The organism is Streptomyces sp. NPDC029164, from assembly GCF_055563995.1.
The window spans coordinates 1-26350 of sequence record NZ_JBVHWW010000060.1 but is presented as its reverse complement, the minus strand read 5'-3'; the positions used below and the strand labels follow the sequence as shown (position 1 = coordinate 26350).

Genomic DNA, 26350 nt, shown 5'->3' with positions numbered 1-26350 from the left:
GGCGACCACCGACGCGCTAACTTTGGCCCTCACCAAGGGTCTGGGGCAGGACGGCGTCCGGTCCACCGCTGTGGCTCCCGGCCTCGTAGAGCCCAACATGCACGGGGCGGGGGGGGCCCCCGCCCCCCCCCGGCCCGGCGCCGCCACCGCACCCCGGGCGCCGCCCTGCTCGCCGCCGCCCTCACCGTCGCGGGCCTGGCCGCCGCGGGCCCCCTCGCCCCACCCGCCGCCGCGGCCCCCGCAGGGGCCACGGCCACCGCGGGCGACGTCACCGGCTTCACCCAGTCCGGGAACACCTTCACCGTCACGGCCTCCGGCGGGGCCAAGGCGCGCGTGGTCGTCGCCCGCGCCGACATCTTCCGCCTCTGGCTCTCGCCCGACGGCACCTTCACCAACGACCCGGCCGGCTCCGACCTCGCCGCCACCACCGACTTCGGCTCCGTGGCCACGTCCTGGTCCGACGCCGGCGCGTACTACCGGATCACCACCGGAGCCCTCTCCATCCGGGTCAACAAGGCACCCCTCCGGTTCTCCGTCTACCGCGCCGACCACACCACCCCCGTCTGGCAGGAGACCCAGCCCACCAGCTGGACCGGCACCCAGACCACCCAGTACCTCGCCCGCGGCGCGGACGAGCAGTTCTACGGCACCGGCCTGCGCCTGGGCGCATGGGCACTGCGCGACAAGACCGTCCCGATCGCCGTCGACAACAAGTGGCGCGAGAACGACAACGCCAGCCCCGCCCCCTTCTACATGTCCACCAACGGCTACGGCGTCATGCGCAACACCTGGGCCCCCGGCTCGTACGGCTTCAACGCGCCCACCACCCTCACCCACGACGAGAAGCGCTTCGACGCCTGGTACTTCACCGGCGACTCCCTCAAGTCCGTGCTCGACGCGTACACCGACGTCAGCGGAAAGCCGTTCATGGCACCGATGTGGGGCTTCGAACTCGGCAACGCCGACTGCTTCAACGCCTCCAATCCCGACTACCAGGGCGATCACAACCGGCTGCGCCACCAGACCACCCCCGACGTCGTCGGCTACGCGACCGACGCCCGCGCCGCCGACATGCCCTCGGGCTGGTTCCTGCCCAACGACGGCTACGGCTGCGGCTACACCAAGCCCCTCAAGTCCACGGTGGACGCCCTCAAGGCCAAGGGTTTCCAGACCGGCCTGTGGACCTCCACAGGCCTCGGCTCCATCGCCGACGAGGTGGGCACGGCCGGCAGCCGCGGGGTGAAGACGGACGTGGCGTGGATCGGCAGCGGCTACAAGTACGCCTTCGACGGCGTGCAGCAGGCCGTCGACGGCATCGAGAAGAACTCGGACGCCCGCCGCTACGTCTGGACCGTGGACGGCTGGGCGGGCACCCAGCGCAACGCCGTCGTCTGGACCGGCGACACCCACGGCACCTGGGACGACATGCGCTGGCACGTCCCCGCGATCACCGGAGCGGGCCTCTCCGGCCTCAACTACGCCGCCGGCGACGTCGACGGGATCTTCGGGGGCAGCCCCAAGACCTACACCCGCGACCTCCAGTGGAAGGCCTTCACCCCGGCCTTCATGACGATGTCCGGCTGGGGCGCGACCAACCCGTCCGCCGGCTACCAGGACAAACAGCCCTGGCGCTTCGCCGAGCCCTACCTCTCCATCAACCGCAAGTACCTCCAGCTCAAGATGCGGCTGATGCCGTACCTCTACACGATGAGCCGCGTCGCCCACGAGAGCGGCGTACCCAGCACCCGCGCCATGGTCCTGGAGTACCCCGACGACCCGGTGGCCCGGGGCAACGCCACCAGCGGCCAGTTCATGGCCGGCGACTCCCTCCTCGTCGCGCCCGTCGTCTCCGACACCGCGGTCCGCGACGGCATCTACCTCCCCGCCGGGACGTGGACCGACTACTGGACCGGGAAGACGTACGCGGGCCCGGGCCGGCTCAACGGCTACCAGGCACCGCTCGACACCCTGCCGCTCTTCGTCAAGGGCGGCGGCATCGTGCCGATGTGGCCGCAGATGAACCACACGGGGGAGAAGCCCGTCTCCACCCTCACCTACGACATCCACCCGCGCGGCAACTCCTCCTTCAGCCTCTACGAGGACGACGGCCGCACCCGCGCCCACCAGTCAGGCGCCTACGCCCGCCAGCGGGTCGACGTCGCCGCCCCGACGGCCGGCTCCGGCACGGTCACCGTCAACGTCGGGGCCCCCACCGGCAGTTACACCGGCAAGCCGGCCTCCCGTGGCTACGAGCTCACCCTCCACGTGGCCTCCGCGCCGACGGCCCTCACGGTGGACGGAACCGCGGCGGTGCGCCTGACCTCCAAGGCCGCCTACGACTCCGCCGCATCGGGCTGGTTCTTCGACCCGGCGGACCGTTCCGGGGTGCTCTGGGTCAAGACGGGCTCCAAGGCGGGCGCCTTCAGCGTCTCGGCCACCGGCACCAGCCTCCCCGCGGCCGAGGCCCTGCCCTCCGCCGCCCCCATCGACAGGTCGGCCTGGTCCCTCGCCTACGCCGACAGCCAGGAGACCGGCGCCGAGAACGGCGCGGCCGCGGGCGCCTTCGACGGGAACCCGGCCACGCTGTGGCACTCCGCCTGGTCCGGCGCGAAGCCCGCCGCGCTGCCGCACGAGATCCAGATCGACCTCGGCGCCCGCCACGTGGTCGACGGCCTCGGCTACCTGCCCCGCCAGGACGGCGGCGTCAACGGCCGGATCGGCGGCTACGAGGTCTACGTCTCCGACACCACCGCCGACTGGGGGCCACCGGTCGCGAGCGGCACCTTCCCCGACACGGCGGCCGCCAAGACCGCCGCCCTCACCCCGAAGACCGGCCGCTACCTGCGCCTCAAGGCCCTCACCGAGGCCGGCGGGCGCGGCCCCTGGACCAGCGCCGCCGAAATCACCCTCACCGGCCGCCCGGCCCCGCCGCCCGCGGACGCCACCCTCGTCAACGCGGCCTCCGCGAGCTGCCTGGACCTGCCGCACAGCGCCACCACGCCGGGCACCGAACCCACCCTCTACACCTGCCACGGCGGCCCCAACCAGCGCTGGACCCTCCAGAGCGACGGCCGCCTCACCGGCCTCACCGGCGTCTGCCTCGACGGCGCGCACGCCACCCGCGTGACCATCCGGAGCTGCGACGGCAGCCCCGGCCAGACCTGGCAGGCGGGACCTCAGAGCACCTTGCGCACCGCCGGCCAATGCCTCACCCCGGCCGGCTCGGGCACCGCCAACGGCACCACCCTCACCCGCGCCGCCTGCGACAACACCTCCGCCCAGCGCTGGACCTTCACCCCCTGATCCCCCTCAGCCGCCGAGCACGGCCCGGCACTCCCGCCGGGCCGGCTCGCTCAGCAGCTCCCGGAACCGGCCGAACAACTGGAGGAGTCCGGCTCCCCACGCCTCACGGAAGGCGGGATCGATGCGCGCCAGATCGAGCTCATTGGCCGCCGACAGTTCGGCGAAGTCCCTCCGCAGCTCCACCGCGGGGGAGTGGACACGGCCGGTGAACCGGTCCCGGAAGGCGGCCTCCTCGTCGGCGAGCGTCGGATACGACGTCGCCCGGTCGCAGGCGGCGTAGAGGTACACGATCGCCTCGGCCTCCTCGCCGATCACCCCGGCCAGCTCGGCCCGCCGGGCGAGCGGCAGCAGGGCCGTGGGGAACCCGTCCGTACCGTAGAAGGCGTGGCACAGGCCCGCCCGTTGCAGCGCGGGCCGCGCACCCCAGGACGCGAGCAGCTCCCGTACGCGCTCCAGGTGCGCGAGCAGGGTCCCGCCCGGGTGGGCGAGATCCTGCGCACCCAGCTCCCGCAACCACGCGACGGCGCGCTCCGGCACGGGTACTCCCCTCGGGTCGTGGTGGTGGGTCGACACCCGTCCACACCTTTCGCCGGAGGTCCGGACCCCGTGGCGAAGGCGGGGACGGATTGCCGCCCGGGCCCTGCATTGATCTTGATTCAGCCGAAACCCCAAGTCAATCCTCCGGTTTCCTCCCCACATCCAAGCGATACCTTGGGTCTCGTGACCCTCGACGATCTTCGTGTGTTCGTGGCCGTCTGCCGTGCCGGCAGCCTCAGCGCCGTCGCCCGCGACCTCGGCTGCACCCAGTCGGCCGTCAGCCAGCACGTCCGCCGCCTGGAGAAGCAGACCGGCGCGAGCCTCCTGGAGCGACACGCCCGCGGCGTCGTGCCCACCGAGGCGGGCCGCATCCTCCAGGCCGCCGCGGCGGACGGCATCGCCGGTCTCGACGGAGCCCTGCGCCGGGTGGACGACCTCGTACGGGGCGGCGGCGGCTCGGTGCGCGTCACCACCGGCGCGACGACCGTACGGCACTTCATGTCCGAGGCCGTCGTCACCTTCCGCCGCCTCCACCCCGGCGTGAGCCTTGAGTTCCAGACCGAGAACTCCAGCCGCAGCTGCTTCGACGCCCTGGCCGCCGACGACCTCGACCTCGCCTGGATCACCATCGGCAGACCCGTCCGCGGCATCGAACAGCGCCCGGTCATGGAACTGCCCTGGGTGCTCGCCGTCGGCGCCGCCGACCCCCTCGCCGCCCGCCCGTACATCGATCCCGCCGACCTCGCCGGCATCCGGCACATCCGGCTCCCGGAGAACTCCGCCTCCCGCGCCCACCTCGACGCCGCCTTCGCCGAGTCCGGCATCCACGTACGCTCCGACACCAGCGTGGCCGACTGGGACACCGCCCTGCTCCTCGCCGAACTGGGCCTGGGCCACGCCGTCGTGCCCGCCCTGCCCGGCTGGCGGGTCCCGGGCGCCGACGGCCCGCTGCGCCTCGTGCCCGTTCCCGCCCTGCCGCCGCTCGCGGTGGGCTGGGCGGTCCGCCGCTGGGCCGCCCTCGCGCCGCCGGCCCTCGTCTTCGCCGACGAGGTCGCCCGCAGCTGCCGGGCGCGCGCCGCCGGCCGGCGGTGACGCCCCGGTGCACCCGGCCGCCACGGGGGTTCGGCGGCTGACGAGGACGCGGGGCGCGGGGCGGAGGATGATGGAGTGGCCGGGGACGAAGGCCAGGCGTGATGCCGTGGCCCGGCGGAGGAGGTGCACGTGCCATGACGGAGCACGACGGCGGTCCGGCGGCGCGGAATCTGGAGGAGGGCAGGCTCCTCAAGGAGCTGGAGGCCATTCACCGCACGCGTCACGAGACCCTGCTGCACGGGTCCGACGACGCGCTGGTCACCCACACGAAGCGGATGAACGAGCTGGAGCACGAGTACGTACGACGTCACCCGCAGCGAGCCCAGACCCCGGGCCGCACCCGCTCAGGGGCCCGCGCCCGCGGCGCCGAGTAGTCACCGCGGCCCCATCCCGTACCCGGCGGCCGGCCAGGGAGACATCCCCGATGACCCGACCGCCGGAGGCACCCGCGCAGGTTCGGCCTTTCCCGCGTCCGCATGCGCGAACAGGCGCACGCGAGATTCCTGCCGGGGCCACCAAGCCCTCCTGGTGACCTTGCGCGGCGAGTGCTCCGGCGCGGCGCGGGGGCCTTCTGGGCCTTCTTTGCCTCGAATGAGACAATCTTGTATCGTTCGAGGCGAAGGAGGCTCATCGTCATGGTGCACGAAGAAGAACTGCTGGACAGCGCCGCACGCGTCCTCGCCGGCGATCACAGCGCCTCGATGGTGCAGATCGCCGTCGGGATCGGGACCAGCCGCGCCACGCTCAGCCGCCGCTACGCGACCCGCGAGGCCCTGCTGAAGGCCGTCGCGGTCCGCGCGATCGAGGTGGTCGACGGGTGCCTGGCCCCGCTCGACCTGGCCGAGGACGCCGACGGGGCCGCCTTCGACGCCGCCCTGGAGGACCTGGTCCTCGCCCTGATGCCCGCCGCGCACCTCTACGGCTTCACCTCCCGCGACGCCACCGTGCTCGCGGACCCGGAGTTCCGCGCCGGCGTGGACCGGCAGGACCAGCGGGCCCTGGCCTTCCTCGCCCTCGGCCAGCGGCTGGGGCGGCTGCGCGCCGACCTGCCGCCGTACTGGATCTGGTACTCGCTCTGGGGCCTGCTCGACGCGGCCGCCGAGGGCGTACGCGACGGCCACCTGGCCCGCCGCCAGATCGGCCACCTCGTCCTGACCTCCTTCCTCAGCGGGACGCGGCCCGCCGCGCGGCCCCCCGCCGGCGACCCCGCACCCTGACCCGCGCGCCACCGTGCGCACACCCTGAACCACTCCGAACGGAACCCGATGCACACCCCCGCGCCGGACCCCCGCCGGTGGATCGTCCTGGCGATCCTCTCCGGCAGCCTCCTGCTCATCTCCATGGACACCACGATCCTCAACGTGGCCTTCCCCTCGCTCGTCGGCGACCTCCGGCCCGGCGCCGTGCAGCAGCTGTGGATCATCGACGTCTACGCGCTCGCCCTGTCCGGCCTGCTGGTCACCGCGGGCGCGCTCGGGGACCGCTGGGGGCGCAAGCGGCTGCTCATGGCGGGCTTCGGCATCTTCTCGCTGGCCTCGCTCATCGCCGTGTTCTCCACCGAGGCCTGGCACGTGATCGCCGCCCGCGCCCTGCTCGGCATCGGCGGCGCGGCCATCATGCCGTCCACCGTGTCGATCCTGCGCACCGTCTTCACCGACGCCAGGGAACGCGCCTTCGCACTCGCCGTCTGGGCGGCCGTCTTCGGCGGCGGCATGGCCTTCGGGCCGGTGGTCGGCGGGCTCCTCGTCCAGGACTACGGCTGGCACTCGGCCTTCCTCCTGAACCTCCCGGTCGCCGCCGTCATCGTCGCGGCCGGCCTGCGCTACCTGCCCGAATCGCGCTCCCCGCGCAGCACCGGCCGCTGGGACTGGTGGGGCGTCGGCCAGTCCGTCGTCGGCATGCTCGCCCTGGCCGGGGGCATCAAGCAGCTCGGCAAGAGCGGGGTCGCCGACCCGCTGCCCTGGGCCCTGCTCCTCGTCGCCGCCGTCGCGCTGACCGTCTTCGTACGCCGCCAGCTGACCCTGGACAACCCGCTGTTGCAGGTCCGGCTGTTCGCCAAGCCCGCCTTCAGCGTCGCCGCGACCGCGATCTTCCTGCCCATGGTGGGCATGGGCGCGATCCTGTTCCTGGTCACCCAGTGGTTCCAGTACGGCGAGGGCTACACCCCGCTCCAGGCCGGCGTGCGCCTGCTGCCCGCCCCGCTCGCCCTGATCGCCGCCTCGATGGTGGCCCCCTCGCTGATGCAGCGCTTCGCGATCCGCCACGTGCTCGGCGCCGGACTGGTCGTCCTGGCCGCCGGCATGGCCCTGCCCTGGACCCTCCAGCAGTTCACCGACCTGGGCTACCCGGCCTTCGCTGCCGTCCTGACCGTCATGGGCGCCGGCGCCGGCATCGCGACCACCGTGGCCTCGGTGACCCTGGTCTCCGCCGCGCCCGCGGCGGAGGTCTCCAGCGCCGCCGCCATAGAGGAGACCTGCTACGAGCTCGGCTCGGCCATGGGCGTCGCCGTCCTCGGCTCCACCGCGGCCGTGCTCTACCGGGGCAATCTGCCCGCCCTCGACCTGGACGGCCCCACCGCCGCCGCCGTACGGGACTCCGTCGGCGAGGCCGCGCACACCGCGGAGCGGCTGGGCGGCTCCGTCGGCCAGGCCCTGCTCGACACCGCCTCGCACGCCTACACCCTGGCGATCACCCCGGCGTTCCTCCTGGCCGGCGGCCTCGCGGTCGTCGCGGCGGCCACCACCTGGTCGCTCATTCCGCGGGACCTGCGGCCCACCGAGAACCACTGAGCCGCGCCGGCCGGAACGCGGGCGCGGCGGGCGCCGGGCCCAGGGTGGTGGTGCCCGGCGCCGCCCGGTGGCCCAGGCCCGTGCGGTAGGCGTCCATCGCCGCCTCCACCCGGCCCGTACGCCGCATCAGGTCGCCCAGCAGCCGGCACAGATCGGCGAGGTCCCCCGTCGCCCCGCTCCGCTCCAGCAGCGCCAGCGCCTGCACGTAGTGCTCCTCGGCGGCCTCGGTGTCACCGCGCTCCTCGGCCATCAGGCCGAGGAGCCGGTGCGCGCCTCCCGCGTGGACGGCGCCGTGGCGGTCCCCCAGGTCCAGCAGCGCGGAGAGCAGCCGGGCGGCCTCCTCGTACCGGCCCAGCTGCCGCAGTACGTCGGCCAGTTCGACCTCCACCTGGGCCGTGTAGAGGCCCGCGCGCCGGGCCGACAGCATGTCCCGGGCGGTGCGAAGCTCCCGTTCCGCCGAGGCGAGCTCGCCGTTCTGGGCCTGTACGTAGCCGCGCATCCAGTGGCAGTGCGCCAGGTCCGTCCGCAGCCGCAACTGTCCGTAGATCGCCTGGGCCTTGGCGAGCGAGGCGTCGGCGTCGGCCACCCGCCCCTCGGCGAGGAAGGTCCGGGCCACCTGCCGGTGCATCCCCGCCACCAGCGCCGGATCGTTGACCTGCGGGGCCAGCGCGAGCGCGAGCTCGGCGGCGTGGGCGGCGCGGGCATGGGCGCCCATGTCGATGTACGGCCCGATCACCGCGGCGTGGAGCAGCACCAGCGCGTCCGGATCGGCCAGCCCGCTCGCGCCCAGTTCGTCGATGGTGGATTCGAGGAGGTAGCAGGCGTAGCGCAGTTCGCCGGCGAGCAGGTGGGCCACGGCGCGCCCGCGGATCGGCCGTGCGCGGCGGGGCAGCGGCTGGTCGGCCAGCAGACGCTCGGCCGTCTCGAAGTGGGCGATCGCGTCCGGTAGTTCACCGGCCTCCAGGGCGCATTCGCCGAGCCCGAGCCGGGCCTCGGCCTGCTCGGGGACGAGCCCGAGCTCCTCCGCCTCGGTGAGCAGGCGCCGGTAGCGTACGGCGGCCTCCGCGGCCTCGCCCGTGGCGAGCGTCTGCTGGGCGTCGGTGAGGGCGAGCCGCAGCTCGGTGGCCAGGTGGGCGGGTCGGCCGGTGGTCAGCTCCTCGTACGAGGTGCCCAGGCGCGCCGCGAGGAAGCGCAGCGCGGTCTCGGAGGGGCGGACCTTGCCCGACTCCAGGGTGGAGACATAGGCCGAGGTGTACGCCGGTTCCGCCAACTGCCGCTGGGTCAGGCCGAGTTCACCGCGCATGCGCTGAACCCTGCGGCCGATCAGGGCCGGTTCGTCCATGAAGTCCCCCTGGTTGCTCGAACTCCCCAGTATTCAGGGGGAGCAGGCATTGCGCACCACTCGCGCGCCACCTAGTTTAAGCAACCACTTCAGCAGGTTTATCAAACTGCTTAACTTCCGTTTCCGGGGGAGGACTTCATGGTTCGAGTCAGACGTCAGGCCGTCCGCACGGCGCTGCGCGCGGCCGTCGCGACGGTCTGCGCGACCGCCGCGCTGGTGGCCGCCGGGCCCGCGGACGCGGCCGACCCGCCGGCCGCCAAGAGCCGGGTGGAGGTGGAGATACCGGGGCCGGAACAGGGCGGCGACGCCGGGTCCGGCCACGCCCGGGTGCCGGCCGCGGGCGGCCCCGCGAAGAGCGCGGGCCGGCTCTCCCCGGCGCAGCGGGAGGCCGACGGCGCGGTCACCAAACTGATCGACAACGGCTCCACCGCCGACCGCCTCGACGTCGTCGTCATCGGCGACGGCTACACCGCCGCCGAGCTGCCGCGCTTCCGCGCCGACGCCGAACAGAAGTGGGCCGAGGTGACGGCCGTCGAGCCGTACACCACGTACCGGAACCTCTTCAACGTCTGGACCGTCGACGCGGTCTCCCACGACTCCGGCGTCTCCGGCGACCCCGATCCCGCCACCGTCCGCGACACCGCCCTCGGCTCCTACTTCTGGTGCGAGGACATCGAGCGGCTGCTCTGCATCGACCAGCCCAAGGTCGACGCGTACGTGGCGAAGGCGCCCGCGGCCGACCTGGTCATCGTCCTCGCCAACAGCGCCAAGTACGGTGGGGCCGGCTACAACGAGCGCAGCGCCACCCTCGGCTACGAGGGGATCTCCACGGCCTCGGCGGGTCACCCGAAGTCCGGCCAGGTCGCCATCCACGAGACCGGCCACTCGCTGGGCAAGCTCGCCGACGAGTACTTCTACCCGGGCGTCCCGGACTACGAGAAGTACACGGGCCCCGAGCCCGCCGATTCCAACAGCACCGCCCTGACCGCCGACCGGATGGCCGCGCAGCGGGCCAAGTGGTACCGCTGGCTCGGCGAGGAGTCACCCGACGGCGGCACCGTCGGGGCGTACGAGGGCGGCAACTACTTCGTGACCGGGCTGTACCGGCCCACCGACAACTCCCTCATGCGGGTCCTCGGCAAGCCCTTCAACCTGCCGGGCGTCGAGTCCATGATCGCCGGCTTCTACCAGCACGCGCGGATCGTCACCCCGCTCACCCCGACCGACCGCACCCTGCGGCTGCGCCACACGGCGAAGGCATCCGTACCGAGGCTGTTCGGGGCGGACGGCAGGCAGCCGGTGGTCCGCTGGTACCTCGACGGCAGGGAGCTGAAGCGCTTCGAGGGCCGTACCGAGGTTCCGGTGGCGGAGCTGTGGCTGTTCGACCTCCGGACGCACCGGCTGTCGGTCACGGCCGAGGACCGTACGCCGTCGGTACGCGACCCGAAGACCATCCGTACGCTGCGGTCCGCGGCCACCTGGACGGTCCGGCTCTGACCAGCGGCCCCACCGGTCGCTCCCCTCACACGCGGCGCCAGACGGCCAGCGCCCAGGAGAACAGCCCGAACAGCACGAGCCCGGCGGCGATCAGCACGAGGAGCCAGGGTCCCGCCGGGGTCTGGGCGAAGGCCCTGAGGGTGTCGTCGACGCCCTTCGCCTGCGAGGGGTCGTAGTTGACGGCCGCGTAGACGATGAAGGCCCCGGCCGCGGTGAAGAGCGCGCCGCGGGCCAGGCCGCCGGCGACCCCGAGGAACTCGACCGCCTTGCGGACCCCCTCGGGCATCCGGTCCATCTCCAGCTGCTTGCGGAACGAGCGCCAAACCGCCTGTACGGCGATCACGATGCCGCCCACGGCGATGGCCGTCCCGGCGGCGCCCACCCACCACGGGCCGCCCGGCGCCTCCATCACCTTCGACGTCACGTCGCGCGACTGCTCGTCGCTGGAGCGCCCGCCGCCGGATCCGGCCGCGAAGGACAGCACCGAGAACGCGACGACCCCGTAGAACACGGTCCGGGCCGCCGACGCCAGCCGCTTGGAGGCCTTGTCGCCGTCGGGGCCGGCGGCGCCGAACACCGCCTCCGACAGCCGCCACAGCATCATGCACACCAGGCCGATTCCGACGGCCCACACCAGGAAGCCACCGAGGGGCTTCTGCACCAGCTCCTGCAGCGCGCCCGTGCGGTCCGCCTCCTGGCCGCCGTCGCCGGACGCCACCCGCACCGCGAGCACGCCGACGAGTACGTACAGCAGACCGCGCGCCACCAGCCCGCACCGCGCGACCACCTCGCGGCCCGTGCCGCCCCGGGATCCGGTCCGTGCGCCTTCACGTGCCACTCGGCCGACCATGAGACCGGCCCCCCTTCCGTTCGGTCCGGCGTGGCGGGCGGACGCGTACGCGGACGCGCCGGACCCGCCTGCCGGACGGCTCCCCGTGCGGCTACCCGGGCGCCGCCCCTCCATGCGGGCCGCGCCGGGCCGCCGCTCGGCGGCAGCGCACCGGCCGGCGGCAGCGCACCGGCCGGCGGCCCCGCGACGGATCGCGGCGGCCACCGGCCGGGGTACGCGGGAGAGCCGCGGGGCATGGGCTCCGGGACTACATGGGGTCCATGCCGCGGTCGTCCATCCGGCCCTCCTGCTCGCTCTGCTCCTGGAGGCGACGGGCCTTCTCCTTCAGCCGACGGCGCTCCTCCGGGTCGGTCGAACGCTCAGCCGCGTCGTTCAGTTCCTGGGCCTTGGCGCGCATCTGCTGGGACCGGCCGCGGGATTCGCCTGAAACGCTCATGATCGCTCCTTGGATCAGTGGGGAGAGCGGGCGGAATCAGCGAACCAGCACTGCCGGGCGCCCGCATCTCGAAGCGTCACCGAGCGTGATCCGCACCCCCTGGCCGGCCTAGGGGCCGGGGGCCGGGCCGGTCAGTCCAGGTCCGTGTCCGCGCCGAGCAAGGTGGTGAGGGTGAACAGGGCCCCGTCCGGATCGCGGAGCGTCACCCAGCGCTCCACGGCGTTCGAGGTGATGTCCGAGACCGTGCGTCCGCCCAGCGCGACGGCCGCCTCGATCGCCGGCCGGAGCTTCGGCACCCGGAAGTGCACGTGCCAGCGGGGCCTGGTGTGGGGAGAGTAGGCGGCGAGCTCGACGGGGCCGCTGTTCAGGCGGGCCACGGGCTCGCCGTTCTGCCGCAGGACGACCTGGTCCTCCTCGTAGGAGACCTCGCAGCAGCCGGGGCGTTCGGTGGCCCATTCGAGTACCGCGCCGTAGAAGATCGCCGCGTCGAGGGCGTTGCGGGTACGCAGTTCCAGCCAGGCCGGCAGCGGGCCCTTGCCCGCCCGCCAGTCCGCGGCCACGGCGCCCTCCCAGATCCCGAAGACCGCGCCGTCGGGGTCGGCGACGAGCGCGGCACGGCCGCCGGACTCGAAGGACACCGGGCCGACGGCGATGGTGCCCGTCCGCTCCCGGATGCGGTCCACCGCCACATCGGCGTCGTCGACGGCGAAGTACGGGGTCCAGGCCGCCGCGACCCCCAGGTCCCCGGCCAGCGCTCCGATGCCCGCCACCGGGACCCGGTCCAGGTACGCCACCGAAAAGGCCTCGCCGAGGCGGGCGGGCCGGAACCTCCAGCCGGCGACCGCACCGTAGAAACGCTGGGCCGTCTCGAGGTCGCGGGTCATCAGGCTCACCCAGCACGGCGCCCCGAAGACCTCCCTCGTCGAAATCTCCACCGCTCGCTCCGTCCCTGAGGAGTCCCCCGGTTCATTCTGGTCCTTTTCCTGCCGTTCCTCGCGGTCGGCTGCCGCGCACGCACACGGAAGGTGTCCGAGAATCACGCTCCGTGGCGATCCCGGCCGGCGGCGTCCGGCGCTAGCCTCGGTTCCGGACGCCACCCCGCAGCCCCTGAAGGCAGGTCTCCCATGGTCGGTTCCCAGGTTCCCGTCATCGATCTCGGGCCGTGGCGGTCCGGAGGGCCACAGGACCGTGCCCGTACCGCCGCCCGTGTCGACGAGGCCCTGCGCACCGCCGGCTTCCTGCTCGTGACCGGCCACGGCGTCGACCCCTCGCTGCCCGCCCGGATCAGGGAGGCGGCGCGCACGTTCTTCCGGCTGCCCGCCGCCGTCAAGGAGCCGTACGCCGTCACCGTCGGCGGCCGGGGCTGGCTCGGTCCCGGGGCGGAGGCCAACAGCTACGCCGAGGGCACGGCCTCACCGCCCGACCTCAAGGAGTCCTGGTCCTTCGCGGCGGACGACCCCACCGGCGACCCCTCCGTCGACGCCGAGTGGTTCCGGCCCAACGCCTGGCCCGCCGAGGTGCCGGCGCTGCGGCCGCTGGTGACGGAGTACCTGGACCTGATGCGGACCCTCTCCGACGAACTGCTGGAACTGCTCGCGACCGCCCTCGGACTCGACGAGGACCACTTCACGCGCCACACCGGACACCCCACCTGGGGGTTCAACCTCAACTGGTACCCCGGCACCGAGACCGTCGGCCCGCCGCTTCCCGGCCAGTTCCGCATCGGCGCGCACACCGACTTCGGTACGGTCACGGTCCTCGACCGGCAGCTCGGCGCGGGCGGGCTCCAGATCCACACCGACGCCGACGGGTGGCAGGACGCCCCCTACGACCCGGCCGCACTGACCGTCAACCTCGGCGACCTGATGGCCCGCTGGACGGGCGACCGCTGGCGCGCGGGCCGCCACCGCGTCCTGCCCCCGCCCGCCGACACCCCGGCCGAGGAACTGATCTCGCTCGTCTACTTCTACGAATGCGACGCGCACACCCGGGTGGAATCCCTCCCCACCCCCGTCGGCCGGGTGGTGCACGACCCCGTCGACTCGCACACGTACCTGCGCGGCAAGCTCGACGCGATCAGCGTCACGGAGGGATGAGACCTGAGGCGGAGGGGGGACCTTCTCGGGAGGGACGGGGTGATCCTCCTGCGAGGTGACGATCCGTCCACTGCCGCTGCTTAGCCTCGGGTTCATGAACCGACGCAGAGCTGTCGCCTCAGCCGCCTTGCTCGCCCTCCTCCTGCCGCTCCCGCTCGCCGGCGCGGGTACCGCCGCCGCGGCGGACTCCCCGTCCGCCGCCGCGCAGCTGCGCACCACGGTGGAACTCCCGCGCCCCACCGGCCGTTTCGCGGTCGGCCGGGAGGACCTGCACCTGGTGGACCGCAGCCGTACCGATCCCTGGGCCGGATCCGGGCCGCGCGAGCTGATGGTCACCATGCGCTACCCGGCGCGGCGCGACACCGGCGGGCCCGCGCGCTACCTCACCGACGAGGAGGCCCGGCTGCTGCTGGTCGACCGCGGACTCGACCAGGTCATCCCGGTCGCGACCCTGACCGGCACGGTGAGCGCTTCCCGGACCCACGCCCGTCCCCTCGCCGGACGGTACCCGCTGGTCGTGCTCTCCCCGGGCTTCACCGTCCACCGCGCCACCCTCACCGCGCTCGCCGAGGACCTGGCCTCCCGCGGCTACGTCGTCGCCTCGGTGGACCACGCGTACGAGAGCGTCGGCACCGCCTTCCCCGGCGGGCGCGTGCTGAAGTGCCTGGCCTGCGACAAGACCGAGGCGGGCACCCCCATGCGGACGGTCAGCGACACCCGCGGCCGCGACGTGTCCTTCCTGCTGGACCGCCTCACCGGACGCCACCCCGCCTGGCGTCACGCCGGCCTCATCGACCCGAGCCGCATCGCCATGGCGGGCCACTCCATCGGCGGCGCCTCCGCGGTCGCGGCGATGGCCGTCGACCCCAGGATCCGCGCCGGGGTGAACATGGACGGCGGACTCCACACCCCGGTCCCCGGCACCGGACTCGGCGGGCGCCCCTTCATGCTGCTCGGCGAGCAGAAGAGCGCCCCCGGCGGCATCACGTCATGGGACGGCGACTGGCCCAAGCTCGACGGCTGGAAGCGCTGGATCACCTTCGCGGACTCGGGCCACTTCACCTTCAGCGACTTCCCGGCGATCGGCGAACAGCTCGGCCTCCCCGACCAGGACGCCCCGCTGCCCGGAGCCCGCTCCGTCGAGCTGACCCGGCGCTACGTCGCCGCCTTCTTCGACCAGCACCTCAAGGGCATTCCGCGGCCCCTCCTCGACGGTCCGTCCCCCGACGCGCCGGAGGTCCGCTTCCACACCCCCTGAACCGCGGCTCAGACCACGGTCACCGGGTGCCGCACGACCGCGTCGAAGAGGTAGCCCTGCGCGTTGTGGACCGAGGTCTCGGGCTGCGTGCGCCCGCTCGCGTCGGTCGCCCGGGCCAGCAGCGCCGTCGCACCCGTCGTCCGCGGGGTCCACGGCAGCGACCAGCGCACCCAGCCGCTCCGGCGCGGGGCGTCGTGCATCCGGGCCCGCCACCAGTGGCCGCCCCCGTCCGTGCTGACCTCGATGCGGGTGACGGGGGCCGCCGCCGACCAGGAACGGCCGGTCAGCAGCCGGGTCCGGTGCACGGGAACGGTGGCCCCCAGCTCCAGCTCGAAGGCGCTCTTGAGGGTCTGCCGGGTCAGCGGGGCGCTGCCCTGCGCCGGGTGCTCGGGCCCGAACAGCCGGTACATGTCGGTGTTCCACGGCGAGTACAGCGGCTCGTCGCTCACCTCGATGTCACCCACCCACTTGATCGAGGAGATCCCGACCCAGTCCGGTACGACGAGGCGCACGGGACCGCCGTGGTCGGGCGGCAGCGGCTGCCCGTTCATCTCGTACGCGAGCAGTACGTCGTCGAGCGCCTTCGCCACCGGCAGCGGGCGGCGCACCCGGCCCAGGTTCACCCCGTTCGCGATCACCTCGTCGTCCAGCCCCCTCGGCAGCACGTCGACGGCGCCGCGGGTGACCCCGGCCAGCCGCAGCACGTCCGACAGGCGCGCCCCGCGCCAGCGCGCGACCCCGATGGCGCCCAGGGTCCAGGCGGTGCCGGTCACCGGCTGCCCCTGCTGCGTGGTGTAGAAGCTCCGGCCGTTGCCCGCGCACTCGATGAACAGCGTCCGCTCGACCGCACGCAGGGCCCGCAGCCGCTCGTACGAGAACTCCACCGGGCCGCCCGCCAGCCCGTCGCCCCACACCTTCAGCCGCCACCCGCCCGCGTCGACGCGCGGGGTGGAGGTGTGGTTGCGCACGAAGAACCGGTCGATCGGGGTGAGCGGGCCGGTGCCGCGCAGCGCCGCGAAGTTCGTCTCCGCGTTGGTGCCGCGGAGCGTGAACAGCTCGGGCGGCAGCGGTTTGACGGTGACGGGGCCCCCGGCCGCCGCGACGGGCGGGTTCGGCGTGGCCGCGGCCGGTGAGCCCGCGGCGGCCGGGCCCGCGGCCGCGGCCGGCGCGCCCGCGGCCATGCCCAGGGATCCGGCGGCCGTCCCGACCGCGAACAGCTTCAGCAGATCGCGGCGGTCCACTCCGGCGGAGCGGGCCCGGCCGCGTGTCCACTGCCGCAGGCGCGTGCGGTCGTACCGGCTCTCGTCCGACAGGTCGAAGGGCATGGCGGGATTCTCCTCGGTCGCGGTTCCCGACGGACCGTAGAGGTCCGGGGCGAGCCGCGGGAACCTTCCCAGGGCGATGGCCACGCACTCGAAACACTGCCGCAACGGCCGATTACCGCTGGTCGGCGGAATTTCGGCAGGATGTGGGGCATGACCGAGATCCGCACCCCCCGCCTCCTCCTGCGCCGATGGACCGACGACGACCTCGTCCCCCTGTCGGAGATCAACGCCGACCCGGAGGTGATGCGCTGGATCGGTGACGGGTCCACCCTCGACCTGGACGAGACGGCCGAGGAGATCGAGCGCTGGGAGGAGGAGTGGGACGACGAGGGCTTCGGGCTCTTCGCCGTCGAGCTCCTGGGCTCCGGCGAACTCATCGGTGCGGTCGGCCTCTCGGTCCTCGAGAACCTGCCGGACGCCCGCGCGGACGTGCAGATCAGCTGGCGGCTCGGCCGCCAGTACTGGGGCCAGGGCTATGCCTCCGAGGCCGCCCACGCCACCTTGGAGTTCGCCCTCCAGGACCGCGGCCTCGACCGGGTCGTCGCGATCAACCGGATGAGCAACGCCGATTCCGAGAACGTGATCCGCAAGCTGGGCATGGTGATGGAACGCGACACCACGGACCCCCGGTACGAGACCTCCGTGCGGGTCCACGGCATCGACCTGACGGAGTACGAAGCCTGATCCGGCCGTCCCGCATCAGCCGATCGGCTGACCCCGGGGTCGGCCGGACCGCTCCCGGGCTCCGTCCGGCGGGCGGACCGGCCGCGGGCCCCGGCGCGGCGAGCATGGACCGGGGGAGCGGGAGGGCGTACGCGGCCCTCCCCGCCCCGGAGCCGAGAGGGACACCATGAACGCGCACGACCGACTGCTCCTCGACGGCGCCCGCCGCGGTGACGCGGCGGCGGTGAGCGCCGCGCTCGCCGCGGGCGCCGCCGTGGAGGCCCGCGACGAGCAGCTGCGCACACCACTGCTGCTCGCCGCGCTCGGCGACCACCTGGCCGCGGCCGGGGTACTGCTCGCCGCCGGAGCCGACCCGAACGCCCCGGACTCCCGGGAGGACAGCCCCTGGCTGGTCACCGGCGTCACCGGCAGCGTCCGGATGATGCGCCTGCTGCTGCCCGCCGGGCCTGACCTGAAGCAGCTCAACCGCTTCGGCGGGATCTCCCTCATCCCGGCCGCCGAGCGCGGGCACACCGCGTACGTGCGGGCGGTGCTCGACGAGACGGACATCGACGTCGACCACGTCAACCGGCTCGGCTGGACCGCCCTGCTGGAGGCGGTGATCCTCGGCGACGGCGGCCCCCGCCACGAGGAGGTCGTCGCCCTCCTGCTCGCCGCCGGAGCCGCTCCCGCGCTGGCCGACCACGACGGGGTGACCCCGTACGAGCACGCCGTGCGCCGGGGCTTCGAGGGCATGGCACGGATCCTGCGGGCGGCCGGGGCCGGGGCCGGGGCCGGCAGGGCCGCCGGGAACGAGCCGGGGACCGGGCGGTGAACCGGCCGGTGAACCGCCGCGCACGGGGCACCCGTACCGTCCTCGCGGCGCTGGCAGCGGCCCTGCTGCTCTCCGCCTGCACGCAGGCCGGGAGCTCGGCGACGTCCACGACCTCCTCGACCTCCTCGACCTCCGCGACCTCGCCGGCCGCCGCGACGCCGACCCCGGCACCGTCCGCGGCCTCCCCGCTGCCGGCCACCGCGCCCACCCCGCAAGGCCTGCTCCTGACCGCCGACTTCGGGGCCGACACCGTCACCTTCGTGGACCCGGAGCGCGGAGCGGTCGCCTCCGTCGCCGTGGGCCGGGCCCCGTACGGCCTCGCCGTCGGCGCGGACGGCCGCGCGTGGGTGGCCACGGCCGAGGGTCTCGCCGTCGTCGACACCCGCACCCGCGCCCTGCCGGCCCGCGTGCCGTACCGCACCCACACAGGCCCGGTCACCGACGGCGAGTACCGCGGCGGCGGCATGGGCATCGCGCTCTCGCCCGACGGCGCGCACGCCTACGTCGGGGTCAACGTCCCCGGCACCACCGGCGTCCTGGAGGTCGTGGACACGGCGACGCGCCAGGTCACCGCCGTCGTACCGGTGGGCCGGCGCCCCTTCGACGTGGACGTGTCGGCCGATGGCGCCGAGGTGTACGTCACCGGCCACGACTCCTTCGACGTCACCGTCGTGGCGGCCGCCTCGCTGCGGCCCCGGCGGATCGAGGTGGCCCCGTACGGCACCGAGGGCGGGCTCGGCTCCTGGCTGAAGCCGCACTACGCGGCCGTCCGCCCGGCCGACGGGAAGCTCCTGCTCCCCTTCGAGGGCGAGCGGCTCGCCGTCGTCGACCCGCTGAGCGGACGCACCACCGTCGAGCCGATGACCGCCGACACCCACCAGCACGGCGCCACCGTCACCGCCGACGGCCGGCTCCTGGTGGTCGGTACGGGAGCGGTGGAGCCCGGCACCGGCAAGGGCCCGTCGCTGACGGTCCGCTCCCCGGACGGCACCGAGCGGGTGTACCCGCTGGAGGGTCCGCACGAGGACGTGGCCGCGTCCCGGGACGGCCGGACCGCGTACATCACGGGCGGCTACACACGCGACGGCCATTGGAACGGCATCACGGTCGTCGACCTGGAGACGGGCGCCGCCCGCCGCCTCCCGGCGGGCGCCAGGCCGCTCGGCATCGCCGTCCTCTGAGACCCGCTCAGGCGGGCGGCGCGGTCCCCGGAGCCCGCGCCGCGCCGCCCCGGCGGACCGAGGCGAGCGCGGCGGCGTGCAGGGCGGCCGGATCGCCGTGGTGGGGGAGCGGGCTGCCGGAGAGCGTGTACCACTCGTCGGCGCCCTCGTACTGGATGTCGAAGCGGACCAGGTCCCCGGCCACGGCGGTGGTGCACAGGACGAGCGGGCCGGTGATCACACCGACCTCGTCGGTCATGGCGCCGCCGGGCCCGGGAGTCACCCGGTCCTGCCACCGCCGGTGGTGTGCCCCGGTCATGAGGCGCAGGTGTCGAGCATCGTGGTGAGCATCTTCTTCTCCGGTTCGGTGACGGTCAGCCCGTACGTGGACTTCACGGTGGTCCAGGCCCGTCCGTACTGGCACCAGCTCGACTTGTCCGGCGGCTGCCACAGGTCCGGGCTCTGGTCACCCTTGGAACGGTTCGAGGCCGCCGTCACGGCGAGCAGCTGAGGGTTGGTCAGGTCGTTGGCGAAGGCCTTGCGCCGGGCCGGGTCCCAGCCGGCCGCGCCGGAGCGCCACCCCTCAGCGAGCGGGACCATGTGGTCGATGTCCATCTTCGCGGCGTCGGTGAGGGCCACCCCGTCGTACAGGCTCTTCCAGCTGCCGGACACCGCCCGGCACTCCCCGTCCCGCGTGACGCCGGAGCCGTCGCGCTCCAGGACCACCTCACGGGTGTCGCACTTGTTCCCCTGCTGGGCCCAGTGCGTGAACCTGTCCCGGCTGTAGCCGGCCATCGTGCCCACCGGCGCCACCTTCAGCGCCGCCAGCCGGGTCCGCGCCACAGCGGCGGTGACCATCCCCGGCAGCACGTCCCCGCCGGCCGGCTTCGAGTCCGGCTTCGCCTCCGGGGGCTGCGCGGTCCGCGTGGCCGACGGCTTCGCGTCCCCGCCGCCCGGCGCGGCCGCACCGGAACAACCGGCGGCGCCCGCCGCGAGCAGCACGGCCGCCAGGACCGCACCGGGCACACCTATCTGACGTCCCATAACCCCACCCCTGGCCGGCCCCGCGTCGCAACTGTCCCCGGAAGACTACCCAGAACCGGACATAAAACCGGATGCGGACCCTCCGGCGGGCGTTGTCAGTGCGGCTCGCTAGTCTCCCGGCATACCGCAGCTCAGGGGGGTCAGTTCCCCCCTGTCCGGGCTGCGCGGAACCGGATGCGACAGGCGGAGGGGGCACGGGCTGATGGCATGGCTGGCGGCGGGCGAGGGGTACGAGATCGCCCTGGTGGAGGGGCGGGTGGTGGCGAGGTCCGCCTCCGGCCGGGCGGCGGGACGGCAGTTGAAGACGCTGCCGAAGGCGCTGAAGGACCATCCCGAGGTGGACCGGCTGCGCCGGCTCACCGAATGGCTCGACCGGCACGAGGCCGCGTGCGTCGCACAGGTCGACGCCTGGATGGTGTCCTCGCTGCCCGTACCGACCGGACTGCTCGCGCGGGTCTGGCCGGACGAGGCCTGGCAGCACGCCCTGCGCGACATGGCCGTCGTCGGCGACGACCCGGACGAGGTGGGCTTCCTGCGCGACGCCACCGCCTGCGGTGAACTGAAGGTGGTCAACCTCGACGGCGAGACCGTACGGCTCTCCCCGCGCACGGTGACCCTGCCGCACCCGGTGCTGCTGCCGGACCTGGACGACGTACGGGAGTTCGCGGCCGAGCTCGGCATCGTGCAGCGGGTCGAGCAGATCCACCGCGCGACCTGGCAGAAGCCGGACGGGCTGATCGCCACCGCCACCGAGGTGCGCGACTACGCGGGCGGGGTCTTCCCCACCCGCTTCAGCCTCGCGGCCCGCGCGACCGCCCTCGGCTACCGCGTGTCCGGAGGCTACGCCACCTGCAAGGTCCGGGATTCGGGGGCCGGAGCGGAGGCCGCCGTGTGGATCGGCGAGCCCTACTACGAGGACGAGATGACCACGGGCGCCCTCAGCTGGCACAACGAGGCCGGCCGGACCGTACCCCTGACCGCCGTCGGACCGGTGGCCTGGTCCGAGGGCATGCGGATGGCCGCGGCACTGTACGCCGGGCGGAAGATCGAGGAGGGCGGGGACGCATGAGCACCAACCTGGGGGACACCGAGATGAACACGGCCGAACTGCTGCTCAAGGCGGGCGCCGTACTGCCGCACGACACCACGGGCGCCGGTCCCACCGCCGTCGAACTGACCGCCCGTTCCTACCGCCACCCCGGACTCGGCGACGACCGCGTCGTCGTCCGGCTCTCGCCCGCGGAACTCGGCCCGGCCGAGGACCTCGCCGCCGGCTTCCTGGGACTCGTACGCGAGGAGGGCGAGCCTCCCGTCGTCGGCCTGAGCCGGCGCCAGGCGCTCGGCTTCCCCGAATGGGTCCTCGTGCACCACCCCGAGGACGGCCACCACGCCCTCGCCGTCGTCCCCGAACTGGACCGCATCGCCCGGCAGGCCAAGACCAAGCCCAAGGCCGCCCTCGACGCCTGCCAGGAACTGGCCGACCGCCTCGCCGCCTCCGTCCCGCACTTCCTGCCCGTCTTCCACGAGCAGGCGGCCCGCGTCTTCCTCGCCGTCGAGAACACCACCTACGCCGCCCAGCTGTTCGGCCGAGCCCGCGCCGCCGAGGCCCAGTACGGCCTGGCCATCGACGAGGACCGCCTCGACTCCGTCTTCCTCGAATTCGCCCTGGCCGGCGCCCTGCCGGTGAAGGTGCTCACCGGCTACGGCAAGGCCCTGGCCGGCCGCGTCACCCCCGCCGAGGCCCACGAGCGCTTCCGCCGCCTGTGCGTACGGCGTACCGCCGGCGGGCTGCCGCCCTCCGCCCAGGCCGTCGTCGAGCTGCGCCGCCTCGCCCGCGCCGCGGGCCTGACCGGAACCGAGGCCGAGCAGGACTACCTCGCCGAACTGCTGCCCCTGCCCGCCACCCTGCGCGCCGCGCCCGGCTGGTGGAAGGCCCACCGCGCCGCCCTCGTCGCACTCGCCCAGCGCCGTCCCGACGTACGCGGCACGCTCCTCGGCCTGACCCCGCCCGCCGGCGAAGAGCTCACCACCCTGTGGCTGGACATCCTCGAGGAGTCCGGCGCCACCGCCGGACTGACCGGCGAGGAACTGCCCGCCGGGCAGCGGTCCCCCGACGGCGCCGCCGGCTGGCTGGAGCGCTTCCACGCCGCCCGCCACAGCGGCTGGGGCGTGCGCCCCGCCCTCACCGTCCTCCTCGACGTCGTCGAGCGCTGCGCGGAGCAGCTGCGCACCGAACTCGCCCGGCCCGGCCGGGAAACGGGCCTGCGCATCGGGGTCGAGGACGCCGACCTCCTCGACCTGCTGCTCGCCCTGGAGGTCCCGGTCGCCGACCCCGACCCCGACACCGAGAACAACCGGCACCGGCACGACCAGCTGAACCTGGCCGGCTGGGCCGCCGCCGACCAGCGCCGCAACCTGCTCGCCCTCGGCGCCGACCAGCGCTTCCACCCCGCCTTCCGCCGGGCGCTGAACGCCCTCGGCGGCGGCGAAGGCCCCGACGTCATCCGGCGCGTCGCCGAGTCGCCCGGCGGCCGCCCGCTGCTGACCGAGTGGATGCGCGAAGTCGCCCGCGCCTCGATCGCCGCCGGCCTGCCCGGAGTCCCCGACGCCATCCAGCGCCTGACCTGGCTGCCCACCGAAGCCCTCGAACTCGCCCCCGAGGAAGTGGCCGCCGCGGCCGCCGCCGACCTCGCCGAAACCCTCGCCCGCACCCTGCGCGGCGGCCTCTTCGAGGAGCTGGCCTGGCCCTCCTGGGAGCGCGCCCTCGCCGAACTGAGCCCCGGCAAGAGCCACCGGGGCCTCACGGTGACCGAAGCCTGGCCCTACCTGATCGTCGCCAACGAGAGCGAGGTCCGCGTCCTCGACGCCGACTCCACCGTCCTCACCCACGACCTGCGCGTCCCCGCCGGGTCCAACTACCGGCACGCGTTCCACTACGTCGACGGCGACCTGCTGGTCTTCTGGTCCGCCTGGAGCGCCAACAGCACGGAGGGCTACTGGCACTCCGATCCCCAGACCGTCTTCACCCTGGACACCGACCGCAACCACTGGTCGCTGCGCAGCGACCACATCTCCCTGCCGCTCCCCGGCGGCGGCCGCGCCACCGGCGGCGGCGTCCTGCACCGCGGCGACACGAAGCTCCCCGACGAGCGGCCGCTGCTGTCCGACGGCACCTCGTACTGGGTGTGGCAGCGGCGCGACGAGAAGAACGAAGCCGGCTGGCTCGAGTACGACCCCGCCGGCGCGGCCTACGGCCGGACCTCCCTGCCCGCGTTCTTCGCCGACGCGCTGCGCACCCACCCGGAGAACGCCCGCCGCAGCGGCCACTCCAACTGGCTGCGCCCCGCGCCCACCGTGGCCGGCTCCGTGCTCGGCGCCCCCGCCGGCGGCCTGCTCGGCTGGCGCACCGTCCGCGTCCCCGGCCACGGCTGGGAGGGGACCGACACCGGCGGCCGCAGCGTCACCGTGCCCGAGGGCCGCGACATGCCCCTCGCGGCGCTCGCCTTCCCCGGCGACGACCGGCCCCGCGCGCTGACGCAGCACTGGCAGGAACTGAGCATCAGCGACCCCGACGGGGTGGTCACCGCCCGCTCGCGCGGCGACCGCCGCCGCTCCGACTTCGGCACCGGCAGCGTGGACCTCCCGCCGCTGTCGCACTGGTACGCCCTGCGCCCCCGCGACACCGAAGGCTCGGCCGCGCTGCGCGCCGCCGACCGGGAGACCGTCGCCGCGCTGCTCAAGGCGGCCGCCGCGGCCGAGAAGGTCACCGACCTGCCCGGCCTGGTGAGCGCGGCCCTGCCGCAGGTCACCGCCCCCGAGCTGATCGGCGGCATCGTCGAGGTGCTGCGCTTCACCCTCACCCAGCAGAAGGCCCTGGACGAGGTCGCCGCCCGGCTCCACCCGGACGACACCCCCGCCGAGGGGCGCGAACACGGCCCGGCCGACGGGCTGCTCGGCGACGCGCTGAGCGGACTCATCGGCTACGGGTACCGCCGCTGGGGCAGCGACGAGGACGGCGCCCACCACATCCTGAGCCAGCTCCGTGCCGCCTGCGCGCGCACCGACGAGGCCGAGGTGCCCGGCCGGCTCCACTTCGACGTGCCCCCGCTGCCGCACTACACCTTCTCCTGGACGCCGTTGCTCGACGAGCCCGCCGCCATCGCCTACCGCGCCTCCACCGTGTCGGCCACCGACGAACAGCGGGCCGCCCTCGTCAGCCTGCTCGGCTCGGTCGACGCCCTCGGCCTGGCCTCGGCGGAGGGTTCCGCCGACCGCTGGCGCCGGGTCCTGATCCACCTCGACCGCCCCCACCTGACCGGCCCCGACGGCCTGGCCCGCGACCTCTACCACCGCGGCCTGCTGCCGCTCGGCGGCGGAGCCGTCCTCGCCCTGACCGAGCACGCCGAATCCGTGCCCTACGGCCACGAGTTCGGCGCCCTGCTGCACGACCCCACCGGCCGCTTCACGGTCCCCGGCCCCTACACCGTGCGAGGCCACGCCCCCCTCGGCGACCGCGCACGGGGCGCCGGCTGGCTGGCCGGGTTCCTCACGGCGGTCACCGAACACGGCCCGGTGCCCTTCCACCAGGAAGCCGCGGAGGAGTTCTCCCGGCTGACCGGGGTCTCCGGCGCCCTCGCCCGCCTGGTCATCGCCGGACTGCCGCACGTCGACACCTACCAGCGCAACTTCCTGCCCGCGGAACTGCGCACCGCCCTCGGGGTCAAGGCCCCCGACGCGGCCCACGCCCGCGACGAGCTCAAGAACCTCGACGTCGAGGTGCGCCGCGCCGTGGTCGCCGCCCTGCTGCCCGCCGATCCGGCGAAGCTGTGGAGCGAGGGGCCCGACGCGGCCGCCGCCGCGGAGGTGTGGAACCGGCGCGTGGGCCGGCGTACCCGCGTACCCGACTGGCTGGCCACCGAGCTCGCTCGCGCCGTCGGCCGGGGCTGGGCCGCGAACCGGGCCCTGGGCGCACTGCTCGATCCGGCGGCCTCGCCCGAACTCTCCGTCGACGTGGCCTGGAAGGTGACCGGCGACCACGTGGAGCCCCGCGAGCCGGCCACCGGCGCGTTCACCGCGAGCGTCCTGACCGGGACGGTGGCCACGGCCGCCTGGCTGGCGCACCGGCTGCCCGCGGGAGACCCCGTACGAGCGGCCCTGCCGCCCGCGCTGACCGCCGTACGACAGCGGCTCGCCGGCCCCGGACTGCTCCTGGAGCTCGGGCACTACACCAGCCTGCCCGACTTCCGGAAGGCGGCCGGCACGCCGACCGAGACCGGCGAGGGCTACGAGCGCTACGGCGCGGTCGTCATGGCCACCCACGACGACCAGCCCAAGCCCGCGCTGTGCCCGGCCCTGCTGGACTCCACCGGCTCCGACCCGTACCTGCCGGCGCTGCGGGGCGCCGACCAGCGGCCCTCCGCGGTCGAGACGGCGCTGCGGGCCGTCCACGACCCGCGCTTCGCCGCGCTGCTCGCCGACCCGGGCGCCCCGGCGGCGGGCGGGGTGGACGCCGACGGCACCTGGTGGCCGCAGGACCCGAGCCGCTCCGTCCCCGAGGTGGTCGAGGAGGTGTCCGCCGCGTACGGTCTGGGCGCCGACGCGGCCACCCTGTATCTCGCGCTGCTCGCCATGCCCGACCCCACCGACCGCAACACCGCGCGGTGGACGGGCTGGAAGCCGGCCCGCCTCAAGGCCGCCCGCGCCGAACTGGCCGCCACCGAGCTCGTGGTGTCGGCCGGCCGCACCCGCGCCGGGCGCTCGCTGTTCCTGCCGGGCGGCTGGGCCGAGATGGCCTCGCCGACGCTGCCGGTGGAGCAGTGGAAGCTGCCGATGTACGGCCTCGGCGCCGGCGACCGGCCGCTGCTGGGCGTGCTGGCCCCGGCCGAACCGGCCGCGGACCTCTACCGGCGGGCCTGGCAGCGGGTCCGGGAGGGCGACGTCCCGCGCTTCGAGGAGCTCAAGGTGAAGCGCACCCGCGGCCGCCGCCGCTGAACCACGGGCGTCCCGGCCGTCCCGGCCCTCTCGGCGGGGGGGGGGCCCCCCCCCCCCCGGGGGGGGGGGCCCCCCCCCCCCCCCCCCCCCCCCCCCCCCCCCCCCCTCCCCCCCCCCCCCCCCCCCCCCCCA

At 74.5% G+C, this 26350-nt stretch carries 21 protein-coding genes and 1 pseudogene; 14 read left to right on the top strand and 8 right to left on the bottom strand.

What is annotated here, in order from left to right; translation table 11 throughout:
• Nucleotides 1-333 precede the first annotated feature (333 nt).
• Nucleotides 334-3303, top strand: a complete 2970-nt coding sequence (locus ACZ4VT_RS35675; RefSeq protein WP_467955530.1) for a TIM-barrel domain-containing protein — start codon at nucleotides 334-336, stop codon at nucleotides 3301-3303.
• Nucleotides 3304-3309: 6 nt separating this feature from the next.
• Here the strand turns inward: ACZ4VT_RS35675 and ACZ4VT_RS35670 are convergent, their stop codons facing one another.
• Nucleotides 3310-3876 carry a DUF6817 domain-containing protein gene (locus ACZ4VT_RS35670; protein ID WP_467955529.1) on the bottom strand — a complete coding sequence of 189 codons (567 nt, stop codon included), beginning with the start codon at nucleotides 3874-3876 and terminating at the stop codon, nucleotides 3310-3312.
• Nucleotides 3877-4023: 147 nt separating this feature from the next.
• On the opposite strand from ACZ4VT_RS35670, the gene ACZ4VT_RS35665 reads away from it, so the two are divergent.
• The 5 genes and pseudogenes from ACZ4VT_RS35665 to ACZ4VT_RS35645 all read left to right on the top strand — a co-directional run bounded on the left by ACZ4VT_RS35665 (nucleotide 4024) and on the right by ACZ4VT_RS35645 (nucleotide 7721).
• Nucleotides 4024-4932 carry a LysR family transcriptional regulator gene (locus ACZ4VT_RS35665; protein ID WP_467955528.1) on the top strand — a complete coding sequence of 303 codons (909 nt, stop codon included), beginning with the start codon at nucleotides 4024-4026 and terminating at the stop codon, nucleotides 4930-4932.
• 134 nt (nucleotides 4933-5066) lie between these two features.
• A complete protein-coding gene (locus tag ACZ4VT_RS35660; RefSeq protein WP_467955527.1) occupies nucleotides 5067-5306 on the top strand; it encodes a DUF6158 family protein in 240 nt (79 codons plus the stop codon).
• A 63-nt stretch (nucleotides 5307-5369) separates the two neighbouring features.
• Nucleotides 5370-5464: pseudogene (locus ACZ4VT_RS35655) on the top strand (30S ribosomal protein S14); the annotation flags it as partial.
• A gap of 103 nt (nucleotides 5465-5567) precedes the next feature.
• The gene (locus ACZ4VT_RS35650) at nucleotides 5568-6149 is read left to right on the top strand and encodes a TetR/AcrR family transcriptional regulator (protein ID WP_467955526.1); all 582 of its coding nucleotides are present in this window, start codon (nucleotides 5568-5570) and stop codon (nucleotides 6147-6149) included.
• Nucleotides 6150-6197: 48 nt separating this feature from the next.
• Nucleotides 6198-7721: an MFS transporter gene (locus ACZ4VT_RS35645; protein WP_467955525.1), complete on the top strand. Its 1524-nt coding sequence runs from the start codon at nucleotides 6198-6200 to the stop codon at nucleotides 7719-7721.
• Here ACZ4VT_RS35645 and ACZ4VT_RS35640 read toward each other — a convergent pair.
• Nucleotides 7684-9063 (bottom strand): tetratricopeptide repeat protein, encoded by a 1380-nt coding sequence (locus ACZ4VT_RS35640; RefSeq protein WP_467955524.1) that lies wholly within the window; start codon nucleotides 9061-9063, stop codon nucleotides 7684-7686. The genes ACZ4VT_RS35645 and ACZ4VT_RS35640 overlap by 38 nt on opposite strands.
• A 138-nt stretch (nucleotides 9064-9201) precedes the next feature.
• Here ACZ4VT_RS35640 and ACZ4VT_RS35635 point away from each other — a divergent pair, with 138 nt between their 5' ends.
• The gene (locus tag ACZ4VT_RS35635; protein ID WP_467955523.1) at nucleotides 9202-10560 is read left to right on the top strand and encodes a M64 family metallopeptidase; all 1359 of its coding nucleotides are present in this window, start codon (nucleotides 9202-9204) and stop codon (nucleotides 10558-10560) included.
• 25 nt (nucleotides 10561-10585) lie between these two features.
• Here the strand turns inward: ACZ4VT_RS35635 and ACZ4VT_RS35630 are convergent, their stop codons facing one another.
• From ACZ4VT_RS35630 to ACZ4VT_RS35620, 3 genes are all read right to left on the bottom strand, one after another.
• Nucleotides 10586-11410 (bottom strand): DUF1206 domain-containing protein, encoded by an 825-nt coding sequence (locus ACZ4VT_RS35630; RefSeq protein ID WP_467955522.1) that lies wholly within the window; start codon nucleotides 11408-11410, stop codon nucleotides 10586-10588.
• 247 nt (nucleotides 11411-11657) lie between these two features.
• On the bottom strand, nucleotides 11658-11846 hold the full coding sequence (locus ACZ4VT_RS35625) for a DUF6381 family protein (protein ID WP_030384902.1): 189 nt from the start codon (nucleotides 11844-11846) through the stop codon (nucleotides 11658-11660).
• A 131-nt stretch (nucleotides 11847-11977) separates the two neighbouring features.
• Nucleotides 11978-12730 (bottom strand): VOC family protein, encoded by a 753-nt coding sequence (locus ACZ4VT_RS35620; RefSeq protein WP_467955521.1) that lies wholly within the window; start codon nucleotides 12728-12730, stop codon nucleotides 11978-11980.
• A gap of 240 nt (nucleotides 12731-12970) precedes the next feature.
• Here ACZ4VT_RS35620 and ACZ4VT_RS35615 point away from each other — a divergent pair, with 240 nt between their 5' ends.
• Nucleotides 12971-13942 (top strand): isopenicillin N synthase family dioxygenase, encoded by a 972-nt coding sequence (locus ACZ4VT_RS35615; protein ID WP_467955520.1) that lies wholly within the window; start codon nucleotides 12971-12973, stop codon nucleotides 13940-13942.
• Nucleotides 13943-14036: 94 nt separating this feature from the next.
• Nucleotides 14037-15200, top strand: coding sequence for an alpha/beta hydrolase family protein (locus ACZ4VT_RS35610; protein WP_467955519.1), 1164 nt, complete (start codon nucleotides 14037-14039; stop codon nucleotides 15198-15200).
• Nucleotides 15201-15208: 8 nt separating this feature from the next.
• On the opposite strand, the gene ACZ4VT_RS35605 is transcribed toward ACZ4VT_RS35610, so the two are convergent.
• Nucleotides 15209-16525 carry a sulfite oxidase gene (locus tag ACZ4VT_RS35605; protein WP_467955518.1) on the bottom strand — a complete coding sequence of 439 codons (1317 nt, stop codon included), beginning with the start codon at nucleotides 16523-16525 and terminating at the stop codon, nucleotides 15209-15211.
• Nucleotides 16526-16675: 150 nt separating this feature from the next.
• Between ACZ4VT_RS35605 and ACZ4VT_RS35600 the strand changes: the two genes are divergently transcribed.
• The 3 genes from ACZ4VT_RS35600 (at nucleotide 16676) to ACZ4VT_RS35590 (ending at nucleotide 19204) form a co-directional block, all read left to right on the top strand.
• A complete protein-coding gene (locus ACZ4VT_RS35600; protein WP_362811957.1) occupies nucleotides 16676-17209 on the top strand; it encodes a GNAT family N-acetyltransferase in 534 nt (177 codons plus the stop codon).
• Nucleotides 17210-17375: 166 nt separating this feature from the next.
• Nucleotides 17376-18023, top strand: a complete 648-nt coding sequence (locus ACZ4VT_RS35595; RefSeq protein WP_467955517.1) for an ankyrin repeat domain-containing protein — start codon at nucleotides 17376-17378, stop codon at nucleotides 18021-18023.
• 8 nt (nucleotides 18024-18031) lie between these two features.
• Nucleotides 18032-19204, top strand: coding sequence for a YncE family protein (locus tag ACZ4VT_RS35590; protein WP_467955516.1), 1173 nt, complete (start codon nucleotides 18032-18034; stop codon nucleotides 19202-19204).
• A 7-nt stretch (nucleotides 19205-19211) separates the two neighbouring features.
• Here ACZ4VT_RS35590 and ACZ4VT_RS35585 read toward each other — a convergent pair whose 3' ends face one another.
• Both ACZ4VT_RS35585 and ACZ4VT_RS35580 read right to left on the bottom strand, forming a co-directional pair.
• Nucleotides 19212-19502 carry a hypothetical protein gene (locus ACZ4VT_RS35585; RefSeq protein WP_467955515.1) on the bottom strand — a complete coding sequence of 97 codons (291 nt, stop codon included), beginning with the start codon at nucleotides 19500-19502 and terminating at the stop codon, nucleotides 19212-19214.
• Complete coding sequence (locus ACZ4VT_RS35580) at nucleotides 19499-20227, bottom strand: HNH endonuclease family protein (RefSeq protein ID WP_467955514.1); 729 nt, start codon at nucleotides 20225-20227, stop codon at nucleotides 19499-19501. The genes ACZ4VT_RS35585 and ACZ4VT_RS35580 overlap by 4 nt, the downstream gene beginning before the upstream one ends.
• Nucleotides 20228-20429: 202 nt before the next feature.
• On the opposite strand from ACZ4VT_RS35580, the gene ACZ4VT_RS35575 reads away from it, so the two are divergent.
• Complete coding sequence (locus ACZ4VT_RS35575) at nucleotides 20430-21296, top strand: DUF4132 domain-containing protein (RefSeq protein WP_467955513.1); 867 nt, start codon at nucleotides 20430-20432, stop codon at nucleotides 21294-21296.
• Nucleotides 21293-26218 (top strand): DNA-binding protein, encoded by a 4926-nt coding sequence (locus ACZ4VT_RS35570; RefSeq protein WP_467955512.1) that lies wholly within the window; start codon nucleotides 21293-21295, stop codon nucleotides 26216-26218. Before ACZ4VT_RS35575 ends, ACZ4VT_RS35570 begins: the two co-directional genes overlap by 4 nt.
• The last annotated feature ends 132 nt before the right edge of the window (nucleotides 26219-26350 follow it).

Bases quoted from the DNA above. Each gene is read 5' to 3' on its own strand.
- ACZ4VT_RS35585 (WP_467955515.1), bottom strand. From the start codon at position 19,502: ATGACCGGGGCACACCACCGGCGGTGGCAGGACCGGGTGACTCCCGGG.
- ACZ4VT_RS35600 (WP_362811957.1), top strand. From the start codon at position 16,676: ATGACCGAGATCCGCACCCCCCGCCTCCTCCTGCGCCGATGGACCGAC.
- ACZ4VT_RS35650 (WP_467955526.1), top strand. From the start codon at position 5,568: ATGGTGCACGAAGAAGAACTGCTGGACAGCGCCGCACGCGTCCTCGCC.
- ACZ4VT_RS35605 (WP_467955518.1), bottom strand. From the start codon at position 16,525: ATGCCCTTCGACCTGTCGGACGAGAGCCGGTACGACCGCACGCGCCTG.
- ACZ4VT_RS35580 (WP_467955514.1), bottom strand. From the start codon at position 20,227: ATGGGACGTCAGATAGGTGTGCCCGGTGCGGTCCTGGCGGCCGTGCTG.
- ACZ4VT_RS35630 (WP_467955522.1), bottom strand. From the start codon at position 11,410: ATGGTCGGCCGAGTGGCACGTGAAGGCGCACGGACCGGATCCCGGGGC.
- ACZ4VT_RS35640 (WP_467955524.1), bottom strand. From the start codon at position 9,063: ATGGACGAACCGGCCCTGATCGGCCGCAGGGTTCAGCGCATGCGCGGT.
- ACZ4VT_RS35635 (WP_467955523.1), top strand. From the start codon at position 9,202: ATGGTTCGAGTCAGACGTCAGGCCGTCCGCACGGCGCTGCGCGCGGCC.
- ACZ4VT_RS35615 (WP_467955520.1), top strand. From the start codon at position 12,971: ATGGTCGGTTCCCAGGTTCCCGTCATCGATCTCGGGCCGTGGCGGTCC.
- ACZ4VT_RS35645 (WP_467955525.1), top strand. From the start codon at position 6,198: ATGCACACCCCCGCGCCGGACCCCCGCCGGTGGATCGTCCTGGCGATC.
- ACZ4VT_RS35660 (WP_467955527.1), top strand. From the start codon at position 5,067: ATGACGGAGCACGACGGCGGTCCGGCGGCGCGGAATCTGGAGGAGGGC.
- ACZ4VT_RS35625 (WP_030384902.1), bottom strand. From the start codon at position 11,846: ATGAGCGTTTCAGGCGAATCCCGCGGCCGGTCCCAGCAGATGCGCGCC.
- ACZ4VT_RS35610 (WP_467955519.1), top strand. From the start codon at position 14,037: ATGAACCGACGCAGAGCTGTCGCCTCAGCCGCCTTGCTCGCCCTCCTC.
- ACZ4VT_RS35595 (WP_467955517.1), top strand. From the start codon at position 17,376: ATGAACGCGCACGACCGACTGCTCCTCGACGGCGCCCGCCGCGGTGAC.
- ACZ4VT_RS35575 (WP_467955513.1), top strand. From the start codon at position 20,430: ATGGCATGGCTGGCGGCGGGCGAGGGGTACGAGATCGCCCTGGTGGAG.
- ACZ4VT_RS35620 (WP_467955521.1), bottom strand. From the start codon at position 12,730: ATGACCCGCGACCTCGAGACGGCCCAGCGTTTCTACGGTGCGGTCGCC.
- ACZ4VT_RS35570 (WP_467955512.1), top strand. From the start codon at position 21,293: ATGAGCACCAACCTGGGGGACACCGAGATGAACACGGCCGAACTGCTG.